Raw genomic sequence first — 16,125 nt, forward strand, 5'->3', positions numbered from 1 at the left:
ATGTCACAGATTGTCGTCAGCCCGCTTGGCCGCCATCAACTCCAGCAGATTTTTCTTGGTCCGTGAAATGTGGCGCGTCAAGAGGGCGCAGCCTTGTTCGGTGTTGCCCTCACGCGCCAATTCCAACAGTTCCCGATGTTCTTGTCGGGCGGGATCTCGTTGCTTCATCACGCTCAGGTGCATGCGAACGTAGCGATCAGATTGTAGGTTGATCCGTTGCAGCACATCATTGGTCAGCCCGCGGTTCGCCGCGGCATATAGGGCAGAGTGGTAATCATAGTTCAACGCGCCCCACTTGCCGACATCATCCGCATCGTAGGAGAGCTCCATCGCCTCGAGAATTCTCTCGCAGCGCTCAACATGTGGTGCCGTCATCGCAGGGATAGCCCTGCGAAACAGGTCCACTTCGATCAGGATGCGCAGGTCGAAGATCTCGCCGATCTCGTCCAGCGAATGTTTTGTTACCGTCGCGCCCTGATTGTTGGTCAGTTGCACCAAACCTTCGGCATCAAGACGTTTCAGGGCTTCGCGGACAGGCATTCGAGAGACGTCATACTCTTCTGCCAGCGCTTCCTGACGGATGGTGACGCCTTCTGAAAGGTCGCCGTTCAAAATTCGCTCTCGGATGTCACTTGTGATGACATCGGGAAGGCTCTGTCGGGTTATTGATCTTTTCCCAGCCACTTTGGAAATCTCTTACAATTCTGCATTTTGGATATAGCTATTCGTTTCAGATTGTTTTTCCAACATATTATTGCTGTATGGTTTCGACAAAATGGGGCTGTACGGGCAAGCCATAAGGTCGTATCCATTATCCAATAATGCCTAATAATAACGGAAAATCAGACAGATGAACCAGACCGTTAAGATCCGACTGAACGACGTTAAGACGCTGGCCCATGACATCCTGAAAGGGGCTGGATACGGCGCTGACCACGCCCAGTCCATTGCCGAAATGCTCTACACGTGCCAGCTGGATGATTGTCAGTCGCACGGTCTGTTTCGTCTCTTCATGTGTATCGACACCATTAAGGCAGGCAAAATCGACGGGCAGGCTGAACCGCAGATCACGAATCCCGGTAAGGCGATCATTCGTGCCGACGCCCGTGGGGGAATGTCGTTGTTGGCGATGCAGGCGGCGATGCCAGAGCTGATCGACAAAACCCGCGAATTCGGGGTTGCCGCAATGGCGATTAATCGCTGCTTTCATTTCTCTGCGTTGTGGCCCGAGGTGGAGCGTTTGTCTGCCGCCGGTCTGGCGGCGATAGCGATGGTTCCCAGCCATTCATGGGTGGCCCCGGCAGGCGGCACGCGTGGCACACTTGGGACCAATCCACTTGCGTTCAGTTGGCCGCGTCAGGGAAAAATGCCTTTCACCTTTGATTTCGCAACCAGTGCCTTTGCGCGTGGTGAAATCGAGCTTTACAAGCGTGCGGGCAAGCCGCTGCCAGATGGCGTCGCGATCGACAAAGAGGGCAACCCAACCAACGACCCGGACGCGGCGCTGGGTGGTGCGATGCTGACGTTTGGTGGTTACAAGGGTTCGGCCCTGTCGATTATGATCGAACTGATGGCTGGCCCGATGATCGACGATCTGACCAGTCTGGAAAGTCACGAGTTTGCCGAGGGCAAAGGTGGCGCGCCATATCATGGCGAGATTGTTCTGGCCTTTGATCCCGCACAATTCTCGGGTGGGAAACTGGCGGAAAACGATGCGCGTGCCGAACGTCTTTTTGCGGATATCATAGATCAGGGCGCACGCCTGCCGTCGCAACGTCGCTTTGCCGCGCGCGAGCGGAATCTGCATCGCGGATATGTCGAGATACCTGCCGCGCTTCACGAGGATTTGCTGGCGCTTCTGCCCTGATTGCAGTTGTGCAGTCTCAGCAGGGGTGAGCGCCCATTCAGAACCGAGAGGGTGCGAAAGCGGCGGTTGGCAAACTGAGGCCTTCGCCGGACATCTGCGCGGATACCAGTTCTGCTGTTGCAGCGGATTGCGTCAGTCCCAAATGCCCGTGACCAAAGGCATAGAAAACGTTCGGCGCGCGCGGGGACGGGCCGATCACGGGCAGGCTGTCGGGCATCGAAGGCCGGAACCCCATCCATTGACGGCCGCCATCGGTCTGTAGACCGGGCAGGAACTTTGCGGCCTTTTGCAGCAGGATATCAGCACGCTTGAAGTTGGGCGGAAGTTTCAAACCGCCCAGTTCGACCGCCCCGCCGACCCGCACGCCGCCGTTGATACGCGACACAACAAATCCATGACTGCCAAATGTCAGATGGGTGCGCAGATCAAAAGCGCCCTCGGGCAGCGTGGTATTGTATCCACGCTCGGTTTCCAGCGGGATACGATCCCCCAATGTGCGTGCCAGATGGTGTGACCATGCGCCGGCGGCCACCACCACACGAGAGCTGTGCAAGTCGCCTGTAGCCGTTTTCAGCTTTACGTCATTTTCATCCTGCTTCAGCGCCAAAATTTCGGTCTGCTCAATTACGCCCCCCCGGTTTCGAAAGCACTGCGCCAGATGTTCGGTCCAGCGTCGGGGGTCCACGGTATTCAGCCATTCAGGCGTAAAGCCCGCATGGGTGAACCGATCAGCAAGTCCCGGCTGAATCTCAGCGATTGCGCCGGGGCTATGCAGATGTTCGAACTTCACGCCGTGTTGGCGGCGCAACTCCCATCCTTGCAGGCTCGCGCGAAACTCCTGTTCACCTTCGTAGAGCTGCAATTGCCCATCGCGCTGCATCAGAGATTCGCCATCATGTTGGATGATTTGGCGTTCCAGTGCGTCGCGCGACAGGGCATTGAGTTGCGACTGTGCCGTTAGGGATGCCGCGTAGCGATCCCGCCAACTTGCACGCCAAAACCGCAGCATCCACGGCGCAATTTTCAATGCATATGCTGGCGGAACGGACAGGGGACCAAGCGGATCAAGCAGCCATTTGGGCGCCTTCAGCATGATTCCCGGTGTTGCCAAAGGGACGATGTCGGCAAACGCAAAGGCACCCGCGCTTGCGGCGGATGCTTCGCTTGCGACACCGGTGCGGTCGAGAACCCGAACCTTGAATCCGCAACGCTGCAATTCCAAGGCCACGCTGATGCCGATGATCCCGGCCCCGATGACCTTGACTTCGTTATGTTCCATTACAAATCCAAAAGAGCGGATAGCGACCTGATCAACTCAGGGTCTAGATATCAGATGACAGCGAAATGCCCTGTCTGTAGGGGTCGTTTTCACGGAAAATCAACGTGCTTTCGGCCATGATATATGCTTGGCCAGTGATGCTTGGGATAACCCCACCGCCTGATCCGGTTTGATAGGACAAGCGGTAGGGGCTGCCGATCACGCTTTCCTGAACAATCTCTTGTCCCGGTTGCAGACGCCCATCCGCCGCGAGACAGGCCAACCGCGCAGAACTGCCCGTGCCGCAAGGGGATCTGTCATAGGTGTCATCCGGGCAAAGCACGAAATTACGGCTATGAATGGATTCATCCGGTGACGCGCCCTGAAAGATCACGTGATCAATTGGCTGGCCCGCATCGCCGCCGACACCCTGCGCAATCGACGCCTCGCGAATGGCGATACCCGCGTCGGTCAGCGCGCGAATGTTCTGAACGGTAACGGCAATCGGACTGGGATCGATGATGTAAAACCAGTTGCCCCCATATGCCACGTCGCCTGTGAACGTGCCCAGACCATCAACCGTGACCTGGACGGCGCGGCTGGTGCGGCGGCTTTCGATGTTGGTGATCGTTACGGTGTTGGGGTCGGACAAAAGTACCTCGACAACGCCTACGGGCGTTTCAATCTTGTGTCGTCCGATCCCGATCCGTCCCAGATGGGCAAGAGTCACGGCTAAACCAATGGTGCCATGCCCGCACATTCCCAGCACAGCCTCGGAATCAAAGTAGATCACGCCAGTGACGCACTCAGGGTCAACAGGCTCGACCAGAAGCGCGCCGACCATCGCGACCTGACCGCGTGGTTCCAGCATGACCGAACGATAGAAGGGTTCGTATTCGGTTGCCAGTAACTGCGCGCGCTCGGACAGTGGTCCCGTCCCGAGGTCGGGACCGCTGTCAAGGATCACGCGGGTTGGCTCCCCGCCTGTGTGGCTGTCGACTACATGCATTCGGTAATGATTCCACCTTGCTTTGCCCAGTCAGCAAACCATGCGCGGAACAGGCTGTATTGTTGTTCGCAATAGTTGCGCTGCGCGTCTGTCAGTTCATCTGTCTCGTTGAAATGCAGACGATATTCCTCTTCGCCATTCAATACGAGCAGATGCTTGTAATAAAGGACAAGATCCGTACCCTCATCAAAGCTGGAAAGGACGCCGATTGCCTCTTCCAGTTCGCGGGCACGCATCCTTGCCTCGGCACTGCCTTGGGCCGCTTTTTGCGACAGGGCGGCCAGCAGCAGGGCTTCTTTGGGCAGGGCAGTTCCGATGCCGGTGATTGACCCGGTTGCACCGCAATTGACAAACCCGTGGAAGACTTCGGTGTCGACCCCCACCATCAGAGTGACATTGTCATCTTGGGATGTGATGTATTCGGCTGCGTAGCGCAGATCATCCTTGCCGCCGAACTCCTTGAAACCGATCAGGTTTGGGTGTTCGGCGCGTAGAGCAAAGAACAGGTCTGCCCGTGTGGCAAACCCGTAAACCGGGCTGTTATAGATGACCGCAGGCACGTCGGGTGCCGCGTTCAGGATCGACTTGAAATGGTTCTTTTGTGCCAGTGCCGACGATCCGCGTGACAGCACACGTGGAATGACCATCAAACCGGCGGCGCCGACTTTCTGGGCATGTGCGGCATGTGCCGTCGCAGACTTTGAATTGATCGCTCCTGTGCCGACAACGACCGGAATACCTGCGTTTACCAGACGTTCGACTCCTTCCATCCGTTCTTCATCCGAAAGCAGCGGCCAATCCCCCATTGATCCGCAATACACGACAGCGGACATACCAGCCGCGATCATCTCCTTGGCCTTTTTAACCAGTGCATCGAAATCAGGCGTGCGATCTGCTTTGCAGGGGGTCATGAGTGCCGGCATCGTGCCGGTAAAGATGTTGGACATGGTGCTTCTCCTTGGTATCTTAAACGGCTCGATTTCGAGCTATGGCTGATGCGTGGCGCTTGGTGCAGGCTGTGCAGAATACACGGGCTGCGGGTTTTGTTTTGTGTTCTGGCAGGGCACAGAATCCCCGGGAACGCGTCTTTGTCAATTCAGTAATGGATGTTGTATCCAAAATCCATTGGAAAGTTCAACTCGCCCGCACGACGTCGCCAATGAGGCGCCCTCAGTGATGTTCGCTGCTTGAACGTCGACTGCCGTAATGTGTTGCCACCGTCTGATCTGCGGCGTTGACAAATCTGGCTGCAACGCCATAGGGTTTCAAATAAGAAACGACACTGATGCGCTTGCCACCTCTTACTTACCACGACAGGACACGCCGCCGATGCAGGTTTATTGGTCCCCCAATCAGACAAAACATCAGGGCGCACGATTTCTGAAAGCCGGAATGTTGCGTCAAAGCCCGGAAACGCCGAACCGGGCCAATCTCATCCTCAACGCGCTCTGCGAACCAGAGTTCACGATAAGTGAACCGGTCGATCTGGGTCTTGCGCCTTTGCTGCGAACGCATCCGATCGAATATCTAGATTTCCTGCAAACGATACATGCGCGGTGGGTGGCAGAGTTTGGCACCAATGCCGCGATCTTGCCAAATGTGATGGCGGGCGGAAAATCATCCCATGTACCGGTCGGCACGGTCGGTGCCTTGGGTTTTTACGTCAATGACCTTGCGGCGGAGGTTCGAGATGGCACGTGGAGCGCCGTATATGCCTCGGCCCAATGTGCCGCGAACGCCGCCCAGATGGTCACAACGTCAGACGATGCGGCCTACGCCCTGTGCCGCCCGCCGGGCCATCATGCGGCGGCGGCGCTGGCAATGGGGTTTTGTTTCCTGAACAACGCCGCGATCGCGGCAGAGGAATTGAGACAGCGATATGCAAAGGTCGCGATCGTCGATATCGACGTGCATCACGGCAATGGCACACAGGACATCTTTTATAATCGCGCCGACGTGTTGACCGCCTCGATGCATTCCGATCCGTCCTCTTACTATCCGTTTCACACCGGGTATGAGGATGAATGTGGGGTAGGGGCAGGCGAGGGTTTCAACACCAATGTCTGCTTTGCCGCCGATGCGGATGATGGCGGCTTTCTGAACGCATTCGAAAAGATTGCCGACGCTGTGGAGGTGTTTCAGCCAGATGCCGTGGTGATCGCCCTTGGGCTGGACGCACTGCGCTCTGATCCGCATGGCGGTCACTCTATCACGCCCGATGGCTATGTCGCACTGGCCCGGCTGATACGCGACTGGTCGCTGCCGACCGTCTTTGTTCAGGAAGGCGGATATGAGAGCGAAGAACTGGGTCCGACCGTCAGCCGGTTCCTCAGGGAGTTTGAGCATGGATAAACCTACACTTCTTATTGTGTCGGTCGGTGAGTTGGGCACAAATGTGCTGGAAGCAGCGGCACGCTCGGGCCTGTTCAGCAGGATTGTTATTGCTGGCAGGAATGCAGCCAAAGCGCGCGCGCGGGCAAATGGCGCTCTGATCGGTGCGGGACTTGAGGGCCACTATCCAACCATCGTTGGAGAGCAGCTGGATGTCGACAACCCCTCATTCGTCAAGGACATCAAGGCGATCAATCCGGATTTCGTCTTTACCACCGCAACCCTGATGCCTTGGTGGCAGGTCGACCAGTCGTCTGCGCCCAAGCTGCCCTTTGGCGGCTATGTATCATTGCATCTGGCCGTAATGAAAACCTTTCGGGATCGCCTCGCCGAGGCGGATCTGGATGCCATCTGGATCGGCGCATCCTATCCGGATGTGGTGAACCCGATTCTGTGCCGCACAGGCTTTGGCCCGCTATGCGGGATCGGCAATGTGCAGGAGCCAATTCCGAAATTGCTATCGGGCCTCAGCAACCGATTGCAGGTGCCAACCGATGAAATCTCGGTCAGGCTTGTGGCGCAACATGCCTTTGAGTACCCGGTCTTGTCTGACGGCGCATCTGCCGATCTGCCGCCATATCTGCTTCATGCCGAAGCAAACGGCAACGATGTCACCGAGCTTGCCCGAGAGATCTTGTTAGAGCCTTTCCCGTTCACGTTCGACCTGTTCTTTAACCGAGTAACAGCATCTGCCGCCATTCAGGCCTTCGATAGTTTCGTCATCCCAGAGGCGACAGCCGTACATCTGCCCGCACCCAACGGTCTGGTGGGCGGTTATCCGGTCACTGTGCAGAACAATGAGATCAAACTGGACCTACACCCAGCATGGAGCGAGGCCGACGCAATCGACACAAACCTGCGTTCGCTACCGTGCGAGGGCATCGAAGCGATTGAGGCCGACGGTTCCGTTACCTTTACCGAGGTCACGCAGGCAGCGTTTGCCAAGCTGGTCGGTAAGCCCATTGAGCGCGTGACGATCCACACAGCCGCAGAACAAGCCCAAGAGATACTCAAGGCGCTCTGAGCGCACGCAGACAATCCAAACAGATGGAAACGCAACTATGAAAACCGAAAAATCAGCAAAGTTCTTTGACCGGGCCATGAAGGTGCTGGTCGAAGGGTGCAGTTCCGCGTCCCGCGGGCCGCTCAACTACAGCCCACATCCGTCGTATTTCAAAAAAGGGCAGGGCGCGCGCCTGTGGGATGTCGACGACAACGAGTTCATCGACTGGCAGCTGTCCTTTGGTTGCCTGCCTCTGGGTCACGCGCACCCCAAAATTGTCGAGGTTATCCGCGAGCAAGTCGAAAACGGCACCCACTTTGCCACGGCTCTGGAAATCGAGGTTGAGGTGGCCGAGATGATGGTGGCCATGCTGGGGCATGTCGACAAGGTGCGCTTTGCCAATACCGGCACAGAGGCTTGCATGACAGCCGTTCGCATGGCGCGCGGCATCACCGGCAAGCGCAAGGTGCTGAAGTTCGAAGGCCATTATCACGGCTGGTATGATGGTCTGTTGGTCAGCTCCAACCCCCAGCCGGTGACCACTCTGGGGCACCCGAATGATCCAGTGAGAATACCCGATAGTTCCGGCCTGACCCCCGGATCGTGGGAGGATACACTCGTATCGGTCTGGAATGACATCGACGCGCTGGAGCGTATCCTTAAGATCCGCGGGCACGAAATCGCTTGTGTGATGATGGAAGGGGCCATGTCCAATATGGGCGTAATTCCTGCGAAAGACGGCTATCTCAAACAGGTGCAGGAGTTGTGTCGCAAGTACGATGTGTTGTTCTATCTGGATGAGACCGTGACAGGGTTCCGGGTCGCGCCCGGTGGCGCGGCAGAGCTGTACGGGTTGCAGCCCGATATCGTGACCTACGGCAAGGCACTGGGGCAAGGCTTCCCCGTTGCCGCCATTGCGGGTCCCGACCACATCATGGAAAGCATCGAATACGGCAAAGTCCTGCATTATGGCAGCCACAATGCACCCCGGCTGGGGCTATACGCGGTCAAGGCTATGCTCGAAGAGATGACAAAAGACGACAACGCCGGGTTCCGGAAAATAACCGAAATCGGAGAACAGATGACCACCCGGCTGAACGCGGCCGCACGTGATGCCGGTCAGAACATGCGGGTTCAGAATATCGGATCGATGTTCCACCCGGTGTTCACCGACCTGGAAGAGATCACCGGATACCGCGATTTTTGCGCCTCGGTTGATCTGGGGAAATATGCCGCCTTTGCCGCCGGTATGCGCGAAGAAGGTGTGTTCTTTACCGGGAACAAGATCCTGCACAACCTCAGCTGTACCGCGCATACGCAAGAGGACATTGATGTTTCGATCGCGGCGGCAACAAAGGTGCTGCACGAGATGCCGAAATAGCGCGCGAGCGCGAGGGCGGGGTTACTCGAGCCAGACCCACAGGAGTTTTGATTCCTCGTAGGTCCGGTTCACCACCAGATGCTTTTCATTGCTGTCAAAGTAGACCGAGTCGCCGGTTTCCATTGCAATGGGATCATTATCGCCGCCCACGAAATCGACAGACCCTGACAGGACATAAAAGAATTCCTCGCCCTTGTGTGCTGCTGGTTCCTTGGCGGGCAGGCCGTTAGATGTAACCGTGGTCACAAAGGGCACCATGCGCCGGGTTTGCAGGTCTGAGAACAGAAATTCGAACTCGTAATGCTGGTCGGTCATCTTGAAACCGCTTTGCGCACGGCTCAGTGAAATTCCGACATTGCCCAGGCTGTCACGGGACAAGAGATAAGAAGTCGATATCTCGAGGCCTTTTGAGATTTTTTCCATCATCTCGAATGTCGGCGAAATGATACCGTTCTCGATCTTTGATATGTTGGATTTGGACACGTTCGAATCCCGCGCAAGAGCCGAGATTGAAACGCCCGCTTTGGTCCTGATCGCCTTGAGCCGTGCACCGATGCTCACGGTATCGGAGGGCGATGCATTTGGCTGTGGGACGATTGTCTGTCCAGTCCCGATCAGCTTGTGTATCTTGGAAAAGCTCTGCATCAGCCCCGTGTCATTCGTCCCATGGTGTTGCCTTGAACAAACTACCGGACCATTGCGCCAGTGAATAGGGCAAAGGATACCATGATTTGGTAATCGTCACCCGGTTGCAAAAGCGGCGTCCATAGCCTCCAAGAATCGTTCCGCATCAGGCTGTTGCATCACCAAAGGCGGCCGGATTTTCAGGATGTTTGCCCCCGGTCCGGTGGCGCTGATCAGCACGCCGTTCTGACGCAGGTGGTTGACCACATGGGCCGCACGTCGGGCATCGGGTGCATTGGTGTCATGGTCGGTCACGCATTCCATCGCCAAAAACATCCCCGCACCACGTACATCCGCGACGCCTCCGCGATGGGTGCCGATATCTTGCAACCCTTGCTTCAACACGCGGCCGATGCTCCGGGCATTCTGCTGCAATTCTTCGCCCTCGATGACGTCCAGCACCGCCATGCCCGCAGCCGCCGCCACAGGGCTTCCGCCAAATGTGTTGAAATAACGGGCCTTTGTGCCGAACTCTTCGACCATATCATGGCGCATGGCAACGCCTGAGACGGGGAATCCATTTCCCATAGGCTTGCCCATCGTGACCATGTCGGGGATTATGTCATGCCGCTGAAATCCCCAAAATTGATCACCGGTGCGTGCGAACCCCGCCTGCACTTCGTCGGCGATGAAAATACCCCCCTCGGCACGGATCAGCTCAACGGCTGGTTTCAGAAAACCCGCCGGATCGGGGTACAGTCCGTCACTGGAAAAGAGCGTGTCGACGATCAGCGCCGCAGGTTCGATGCCATCCTGACGCATCTCGGCAATTGCAATGGCAAGGTCAGCGGCAAGGCGCGCACCCTGTTCCTCGGGGGGAACCGTCAGCGCATTTGGTGCAGGGATCAGCCGCACGCGGGCGCCCCGATCCACGAAATCACCCAAGGATGGCGACAATTCAGAGACGGCCTCTGTCAGGCCATGATAAGCCAGACGCGTGACGATAACGCCCTGACGCCGGGTATGAGATCGGGCAATACGCAACGCCAGATCGTTGGCTTCTGATCCGGTGCAGGCGAACATGATATGCGCCAGAGCGTCCGGCATCGTAGCCAAAAGCCGCTCAGCATAGTTAACCACGTTGTCGTGCAGATATCGGGTGTGGGTGTTCAGAATGCCTAATTGACCAGTGATGGCGTTGACCACCTTTGGATGGCAATGCCCCACCGAGGCGACATTGTTATAGCAATCAAGATAGGCCTTGCCATCCTTGTCCCACAGCCAGACGCCCTCGCCGCGCACCAAGTGCAGGGGTTGTTCGTAAAATAGGCGATACGCAGGCCCCAGTGCATCATTGCGTCGGGCGATCAGTGCTGCATCTTCCACATTGAGCTGGGTGCCTTGTGTCGAGTCGTAGGCGTTGACCATTGTCATGGTCGATTACTCCTTCTCAGATGCGCGCATAGCGGCTTGTAGAGCGTTGATGACATCAGCGTGGCTGATTTGATCCAGTGCATTCAGTCCGCGTAGCGATGCCGCACCATTGCGTTGGATATACTCGGCGTTCTGCGGATACCGACGCGCCCGCCACGCGCCGATGCCCAGCGTCGTCGCATGGCGCAGTCGGATCAGATCGGGCAACATCTCGATCTCGGCATCCTCGAGCGGCAGGACCGAATTGTAGCCGGTGATCATCTTGGCAATGTGGTCCATCGGGCGCGGGCCGTTGGCGATCTGATAGGAACAGGCGACAGCCAGATCGCAGGCGATGGGCGTATGCACCATGTCGCCAAAGTCGATGATCCCGGTGATCCGCGTCGCGCGCGGTGCATCAACCAGCAGGTTGTGCGGATTGAAATCGTTGTGAACGCATTGTGCGCGGAGGTTTGGCAGACGGGGCGCGATCTCGGCATCGAACCGGTCCAGCAAACGTGTTAATCGACCACGCAGATCGCTATCCTCTACAGCGGCCAGCATTGGCCGCAACCGATGCGCCTGCTTGATGTCCCATTGGAGCAGATGCCCGCCCGCCGGATGGAAAAACCCCCGCAATGCGCGGGTCAACCGTGCCAGCAGCGCGCCGATATCATGGTACAACCCCGAGCCGTCCTCGGCCATGCTGAGGACGGTGCCATTCAGATACGTCAGCAGGCGCACCACATGGGCCTGACCTGTCGGTTCGGTGATAATGTGCGAGGCAGCGCCAGATAACGTTTGGCAGACATGTGGCACCGGGAGAGACGGATCAACTGCCATCAGGTGTATCAATGCAGCGGTCTGCATGTCTGTCACGGCGCGATCTTCGGCGGCGTTGGTAATTTTCAGCAGCGCCTCTTGCCCGGAGGCCAGAGATATATGGAAATTCGCATCTTTCTCCGCGCTAAGCGGACGGATCGTGCCGGTGATCCCGTAGATCTCCATAGCCAGATCCGCGGCACGTTCGACGCTGATCGCCGGCGCATCGTGACTGAGCAGATCGGCAGTGGAAACACCCGCAACTGCATCGGCTACAGCGATCACCGCAGGCAGTCGACCCGCCTGCGTAGAGTGGGGGACACTCATCAGGTTTTCACCGGTTCGACGCCACACCATTCAGCAATGAACAGTGCCATCGCTTGGGTGATCCGCTGCACAGATGACAGGCTGACACATTCATCAATTCCGTGGATGTTGCGCGAAATCGGCCCATAACACAGCGCCGGAATATTGTTGTAGAGCGCATAAACGCGCGTATCGAGGTAGCCCGCAGTCATAAAGGATTTCAGTGGCTGCCCGAGCGCGGATTGATGCGCCCTGCCGAGCACGGCTTCGGCCTCAGAGCCCGGTTCCAGCACGTAACCTTCGGCAAAAAAGCCGTTGAAGACGACGCGCGGCGGACTGTTGGACAGAAAGCTGTCCTTCTGCGCAAAGGCGGCGACCCGATCTGTGATCTGCTGTGCTGCGTCTTCGGCGGTCTGGCCGGGATAGATCGATACACGGCAATCGATGTTGCACCAGCTTGGCACAGAAGAGGCCCAATCGCCGCCCTCGATCTTGCCGATGTTCAAGTTGATCGGGTGCGCCTCGTCCTCGAAATGGGGATGCGCGCCTTTTTCCGCATTCCAATCGGATCTCGATCTCGCGCAGCGCGGCGATGATCCGGGTCGCGCCGTCGATCGCGTTGGCACCTTCGCCCATTTCACGCACATGCACGGGCACGCCGCGCACCTGTATCTGAAACCACAGCACGCCTGTGTTCGCCCGCACCAGCATCTCATCCTCGGGTTCAGGGATCAGCACAGCATCGGCGGTGTAACCTTCCAGATAAGTCTGCAAAGCACCGTTACCGGTGGATTCCTCCTCGACCACGGATTGCACATAAACCGTTGCCGCAGGTTGCAGGCCAATCCGCCGCAAGGCATCGAGGGCAAAGATATTTGCCGCTGCCCCGGCCTTCATATCGCCGGCACCGCGGCCATACATCCAATCGCCATCAATCCTGCCCGAAAAGGGCGGATCGTTCCACATGTCGTGCAACCCTTCGGGCACAACATCAAGATGCGATTGCAGGATCAGCGAGCGGCCCGTTTCATCGCGGGGGCGATGGATACCGACGACAATGGGGGCGTCCGAGTGGTCTTTGGTAAATTTTGATCCGCCGGGATGCGCCTCGATCGCCGCGCGGTCCATCGCGAAACGATCCATTGCATAGTCACGGGACCGAAGTTCGTTGAACAGCAGGTCCTGAATGGCATGTTCGCGACCACGCAGTGATGGCATCTGGACGAGCTTTTGGGTGAATGCGACCTGATCGTCAAACCCGTCCACGACGGATTTAATGATGCGATCGCGCAAATTAGAGTCGAGTGTCATGAGTTTGGCCTTTCGGTTCTCAAATCAGATCATTGCTTCGATCAGGAACGGCCCCGGTTCGGCTGCGGCATCTTCAATCGCGCGTATCAGGTCCTGAACGTCATCGACCCGGCGGCCCGGCACGCCCATTCCGCGCGCCATTGCGACAAAATCAAGCTCCGGCCGGTCGAGATTCAACATGCTCAACGCATCCGGGCCGGGCTGAGCACCAACATTGTGCAATTCACCCTTCAGGATCTCATAGGATTGGTTGGCCAAGATGATCGTGGTGACGTTCGATCCCTCGCGCGCCTGCGTCCATAGACCTTGTATCGTGTACATAGCTGATCCGTCGGCCTGCAGTGTGATTACCGGCCGGTCAGGGCAGGCGATCGCGGCCCCCGCCGACAGTGGTATCCCGATACCGATAGAGCCACCGGTGAGCGCCAGCCAGGTGTTCGGGTTGGCGACATCCCCAGCGGGGAAGGTATCGCCGCCCGATGAAACCGCTTCATCAATGATGATGGCATCCTCCGGCAGCGCATTGGCGAGGGCCGCTGCGATATTCTTTAACGTGATCGCACCGGCCTGCGGGCGTGCAGGCACAGCAGCATCGCGCGGCTTACTCGGCTGTGCGCCGATACGGTCGGCAAGGGCGGCCAGTGCCGCCGGACCATCACCATCCAGTCCGGTCAGCGTGACTGTGTCACAGTTTTCGGGCAGTAGCAGGCTCGGCTTGCCGGGGTAGGCAAAGAAGGCAACCGGCGGGACGGCTTCGACCAAAACAGCGCGGCTGTAAGGGGCAAGACATTCCAATGCGGCGTTGATGGGGTACGGAATTTTTGAGATCGGCACGCGCCCCCGACCACGCTCCATCCGACGGTTAGAGGTCGGCGCAAGGATATCCGCGCCGGTTTTCTCTGCGATGCCTTGCAGCAGAGCCATTGCCGCGACATCCTCAAGCACCGAATTTGCTGCAATGATGACGGTTCTGTCGCCGCTCTCCAACGCATGCACGGCGGCACTCAGCGTGTCTTCGTTCAGCGGGGTAGGGCCATCAGGCGCAATTTCGGCAGCGATCTTACCGCCGTCGTCCCAGCCAATATCAGCGGGTGCAACCAGCGTGGCGATCCGTCCGGGCGCCCCCTTGGCGACACGCAGCGCCTCCATTGCGTCCGCCGCGAAACTGGCCGCGTCACGCCCCGAACGCACCCAGTCCGAGAAAGGCGCGCAGGCACCCTCGACATCGGCCGACAATGGCGCATCGTATTTCTGGTGGCGCAGTGCGTGATCGCCGACCAGATTAACCATGGGCACGCGGGCCTTGCGCGCGTTGTGCAGGTTGGCCGCCGCATTGGCAAAACCGGGAGCAAGGTGCAACAGGGTCACGGCTGGCTTGCCAGCCATGCGTGCATAGCCATCAGCGGCACCGGTTACGACCCCTTCGAACAGACCCAGCACGCAATGCATCAGCTTAGTCCGGTCCAGCGCATCCACGAATTGCATCTCGGACGTGCCGGGGTTTGCAAAGCACACGTCAACGCCTGCGGAGTTCAGGCTGCGCACAACGCTCTCGGCGCCGTTCATTTCCTTTGGATGGCTGGTCATCGGGTCGCCTCGCGGAAGGTGGTGAGAAATGATTTCGCATTGTCTGCCAGCGATGGGCCCAGATATCCGCCTTCCTGCACCAACGCGGTAGGCAGGTTCATTGCCGCCAGCCGACGGGCCATTTCTGCAAAACCTTCGGGATAGACCGACACGCCAGCCAGGGGATCATCTGCAGCCATGTCAAAGCCAAGCGAAACCACCAGCGCGTCAGCGCCGAACGCTTCGATCGCCGCAATCCCCTTGTCGAGCGCCGCCAGCACGGTGTCCTCGCTGGCCCCTTGCTCAAGCAGGATGTTCAGAGATTTCCCTGCCCCTTCGCCTTCGCCGGTCTCATCGGCATGCCCAAGAAAGAAAGTCGGGTAGGTGGTCGGGTCAGGGTGTAGCGAGCAAAAGAATATATCGCCCCGTTCATACAAAATATCGAGAGAACCATTGCCTGTATGCACGTCGATATCAATCAACGCGACCTTCTTGAACGTCGACGTCATGTGATGCGCCACGATGCAGGCGTTGTTAAAGAAGCAGAATCCGTTGGAGCAATCGCGCATCGCATGATGTCCGGGTGGGCGGCACAGGGCATAGGCCGCGCGCGCGCCTGACATGACCTCTTCGGCGGCCTCAATGGCCGTTTGCGCCGACCAATATGCCGCCTCCCAAGTGCCTGCGGTCAGAGGCGTCGAGGTGTCCGTCATCCACCAACCGAGCTGGCCGTGAATGTCGCGCGGCTCCTTGCCGCGGCGCAAGCCGGGATGCGTCGTTGGGATCGCCAGTGCCTCGGTTCCGGCACTCTCAACGAATCGCGCATGGGCATCGGGCAGAAAATCCACGTAATCTGGATTATGCACAGCCTTGATCGGAGCAAGTCCGTGATCGCGCGGGGCGCTGATTTCGAATCCTTCACCTATTAGCATATCGCGCAGGATCTCAGCCCGTTGTGGTTGTTCCTGATGCGGCATCGCGGCCCCGCGCCGGAAATAGACCGTAGGCGCATGCCCCAATTGACGCGCATCGAAGAAGGCTTTCATGTCCGGACCTTTCGCAAGTGACAAGTTATTTCGCCCTAGGAAATAGCGCCCAGTAGCGATCCGAGGGCAACATTGCAGTTTTTGTTTGCCGGTTCAATATTATTGATGCATGATGCATCAAAATTGGC

Annotated in this window: 14 protein-coding genes and 2 pseudogenes; 4 read left to right on the forward strand and 12 right to left on the reverse strand. The window is 57.9% G+C overall.

The genetic code is table 11. The features are described from left to right. Window positions 1-3: 3 nt before the first annotated feature. Window positions 4-684 carry a GntR family transcriptional regulator gene (locus tag N7U68_RS02715; protein ID WP_263048156.1) on the reverse strand — a complete coding sequence of 227 codons (681 nt, stop codon included), beginning with the start codon at window positions 682-684 and terminating at the stop codon, window positions 4-6. Between the two features lie 166 nt (window positions 685-850). Between N7U68_RS02715 and N7U68_RS02720 the strand changes: the two genes are divergently transcribed. Next, window positions 851-1,867: an Ldh family oxidoreductase gene (locus N7U68_RS02720; RefSeq protein ID WP_263048157.1), complete on the forward strand. Its 1,017-nt coding sequence runs from the start codon at window positions 851-853 to the stop codon at window positions 1,865-1,867. Between the two features lie 37 nt (window positions 1,868-1,904). Here the strand turns inward: N7U68_RS02720 and N7U68_RS02725 are convergent, their stop codons facing one another. From N7U68_RS02725 to N7U68_RS02735, 3 genes are read right to left on the reverse strand one after another with little or no spacing between them, the layout of a single operon-like run. Continuing rightward, the gene (locus tag N7U68_RS02725; protein WP_263048158.1) at window positions 1,905-3,146 is read right to left on the reverse strand and encodes an NAD(P)/FAD-dependent oxidoreductase; all 1,242 of its coding nucleotides are present in this window, start codon (window positions 3,144-3,146) and stop codon (window positions 1,905-1,907) included. A 43-nt stretch (window positions 3,147-3,189) separates the two neighbouring features. Further along, entirely contained in the window at window positions 3,190-4,134 is a 945-nt protein-coding gene (locus tag N7U68_RS02730) for a 4-hydroxyproline epimerase (RefSeq protein WP_263048159.1), read from the reverse strand. Beyond that, window positions 4,125-5,081 (reverse strand): dihydrodipicolinate synthase family protein, encoded by a 957-nt coding sequence (locus tag N7U68_RS02735; protein ID WP_165192271.1) that lies wholly within the window; start codon window positions 5,079-5,081, stop codon window positions 4,125-4,127. The genes N7U68_RS02730 and N7U68_RS02735 overlap by 10 nt, the downstream gene beginning before the upstream one ends. Before the next feature lie 382 nt (window positions 5,082-5,463). Between N7U68_RS02735 and N7U68_RS02740 the strand changes: the two genes are divergently transcribed. Genes N7U68_RS02740 through N7U68_RS02750 form a run of 3 tightly spaced genes read left to right on the forward strand, consistent with a single transcriptional unit; the run spans window position 5,464 to window position 8,909 of the window. After that, complete coding sequence (locus N7U68_RS02740) at window positions 5,464-6,486, forward strand: histone deacetylase family protein (RefSeq protein ID WP_263048160.1); 1,023 nt, start codon at window positions 5,464-5,466, stop codon at window positions 6,484-6,486. Next, window positions 6,479-7,549: a hypothetical protein gene (locus tag N7U68_RS02745; RefSeq protein ID WP_263048161.1), complete on the forward strand. Its 1,071-nt coding sequence runs from the start codon at window positions 6,479-6,481 to the stop codon at window positions 7,547-7,549. The genes N7U68_RS02740 and N7U68_RS02745 overlap by 8 nt, the downstream gene beginning before the upstream one ends. 37 nt (window positions 7,550-7,586) lie before the next feature. After that, window positions 7,587-8,909 (forward strand): aspartate aminotransferase family protein, encoded by a 1,323-nt coding sequence (locus tag N7U68_RS02750; protein ID WP_165192268.1) that lies wholly within the window; start codon window positions 7,587-7,589, stop codon window positions 8,907-8,909. 21 nt (window positions 8,910-8,930) lie between these two features. Here N7U68_RS02750 and N7U68_RS02755 read toward each other — a convergent pair whose 3' ends face one another. The 8 genes and pseudogenes from N7U68_RS02755 to N7U68_RS02790 all read right to left on the reverse strand — a co-directional run bounded on the left by N7U68_RS02755 (window position 8,931) and on the right by N7U68_RS02790 (window position 15,997). Then, window positions 8,931-9,554, reverse strand: a complete 624-nt coding sequence (locus N7U68_RS02755; RefSeq protein ID WP_263048162.1) for a helix-turn-helix domain-containing protein — start codon at window positions 9,552-9,554, stop codon at window positions 8,931-8,933. A 96-nt stretch (window positions 9,555-9,650) separates the two neighbouring features. After that, on the reverse strand, window positions 9,651-10,967 hold the full coding sequence (locus N7U68_RS02760; protein WP_165192266.1) for an aspartate aminotransferase family protein: 1,317 nt from the start codon (window positions 10,965-10,967) through the stop codon (window positions 9,651-9,653). Between the two features lie 6 nt (window positions 10,968-10,973). After that, window positions 10,974-12,095, reverse strand: coding sequence for a phosphotransferase (locus N7U68_RS02765; protein WP_165192265.1), 1,122 nt, complete (start codon window positions 12,093-12,095; stop codon window positions 10,974-10,976). Beyond that, window positions 12,095-12,367, reverse strand: coding sequence for a hypothetical protein (locus N7U68_RS02770; protein ID WP_263049201.1), 273 nt, complete (start codon window positions 12,365-12,367; stop codon window positions 12,095-12,097). Before N7U68_RS02770 ends, N7U68_RS02765 begins: the two co-directional genes overlap by 1 nt. Before the next feature lie 126 nt (window positions 12,368-12,493). Further along, window positions 12,494-12,721, reverse strand: a pseudogene (locus tag N7U68_RS02775) (hypothetical protein); the annotation flags it as partial. Next, window positions 12,660-13,385 (reverse strand): annotated as a pseudogene (locus N7U68_RS02780) (M20/M25/M40 family metallo-hydrolase); the annotation flags it as partial. The pseudogenes N7U68_RS02775 and N7U68_RS02780, both read right to left, overlap by 62 nt. 24 nt (window positions 13,386-13,409) lie before the next feature. Then, window positions 13,410-14,972, reverse strand: coding sequence for an acetolactate synthase large subunit (locus N7U68_RS02785; RefSeq protein WP_263048163.1), 1,563 nt, complete (start codon window positions 14,970-14,972; stop codon window positions 13,410-13,412). Further along, the gene (locus tag N7U68_RS02790) at window positions 14,969-15,997 is read right to left on the reverse strand and encodes a histone deacetylase family protein (RefSeq protein WP_165192262.1); all 1,029 of its coding nucleotides are present in this window, start codon (window positions 15,995-15,997) and stop codon (window positions 14,969-14,971) included. Before N7U68_RS02790 ends, N7U68_RS02785 begins: the two co-directional genes overlap by 4 nt. Window positions 15,998-16,125: the final 128 nt, after the last annotated feature.

The organism is Roseovarius pelagicus, assembly GCF_025639885.1.
Lineage (GTDB): Bacteria > Pseudomonadota > Alphaproteobacteria > Rhodobacterales > Rhodobacteraceae > Roseovarius > Roseovarius pelagicus.

What these genes read in the sequence shown, in the direction of transcription:
- N7U68_RS02720 (WP_263048157.1), top strand. Translation starts at nt 851, where the DNA reads ATGAACCAGACCGTTAAGATCCGACTGAACGACGTTAAGACGCTGGCC.
- N7U68_RS02725 (WP_263048158.1), bottom strand. Translation starts at nt 3,146, where the DNA reads ATGGAACATAACGAAGTCAAGGTCATCGGGGCCGGGATCATCGGCATC.
- N7U68_RS02730 (WP_263048159.1), bottom strand. Translation starts at nt 4,134, where the DNA reads ATGCATGTAGTCGACAGCCACACAGGCGGGGAGCCAACCCGCGTGATC.
- N7U68_RS02735 (WP_165192271.1), bottom strand. Translation starts at nt 5,081, where the DNA reads ATGTCCAACATCTTTACCGGCACGATGCCGGCACTCATGACCCCCTGC.
- N7U68_RS02740 (WP_263048160.1), top strand. Translation starts at nt 5,464, where the DNA reads ATGCAGGTTTATTGGTCCCCCAATCAGACAAAACATCAGGGCGCACGA.
- N7U68_RS02745 (WP_263048161.1), top strand. Translation starts at nt 6,479, where the DNA reads ATGGATAAACCTACACTTCTTATTGTGTCGGTCGGTGAGTTGGGCACA.
- N7U68_RS02750 (WP_165192268.1), top strand. Translation starts at nt 7,587, where the DNA reads ATGAAAACCGAAAAATCAGCAAAGTTCTTTGACCGGGCCATGAAGGTG.
- N7U68_RS02755 (WP_263048162.1), bottom strand. Translation starts at nt 9,554, where the DNA reads ATGCAGAGCTTTTCCAAGATACACAAGCTGATCGGGACTGGACAGACA.
- N7U68_RS02760 (WP_165192266.1), bottom strand. Translation starts at nt 10,967, where the DNA reads ATGACAATGGTCAACGCCTACGACTCGACACAAGGCACCCAGCTCAAT.
- N7U68_RS02765 (WP_165192265.1), bottom strand. Translation starts at nt 12,095, where the DNA reads ATGAGTGTCCCCCACTCTACGCAGGCGGGTCGACTGCCTGCGGTGATC.
- N7U68_RS02785 (WP_263048163.1), bottom strand. Translation starts at nt 14,972, where the DNA reads ATGACCAGCCATCCAAAGGAAATGAACGGCGCCGAGAGCGTTGTGCGC.
- N7U68_RS02790 (WP_165192262.1), bottom strand. Translation starts at nt 15,997, where the DNA reads ATGAAAGCCTTCTTCGATGCGCGTCAATTGGGGCATGCGCCTACGGTC.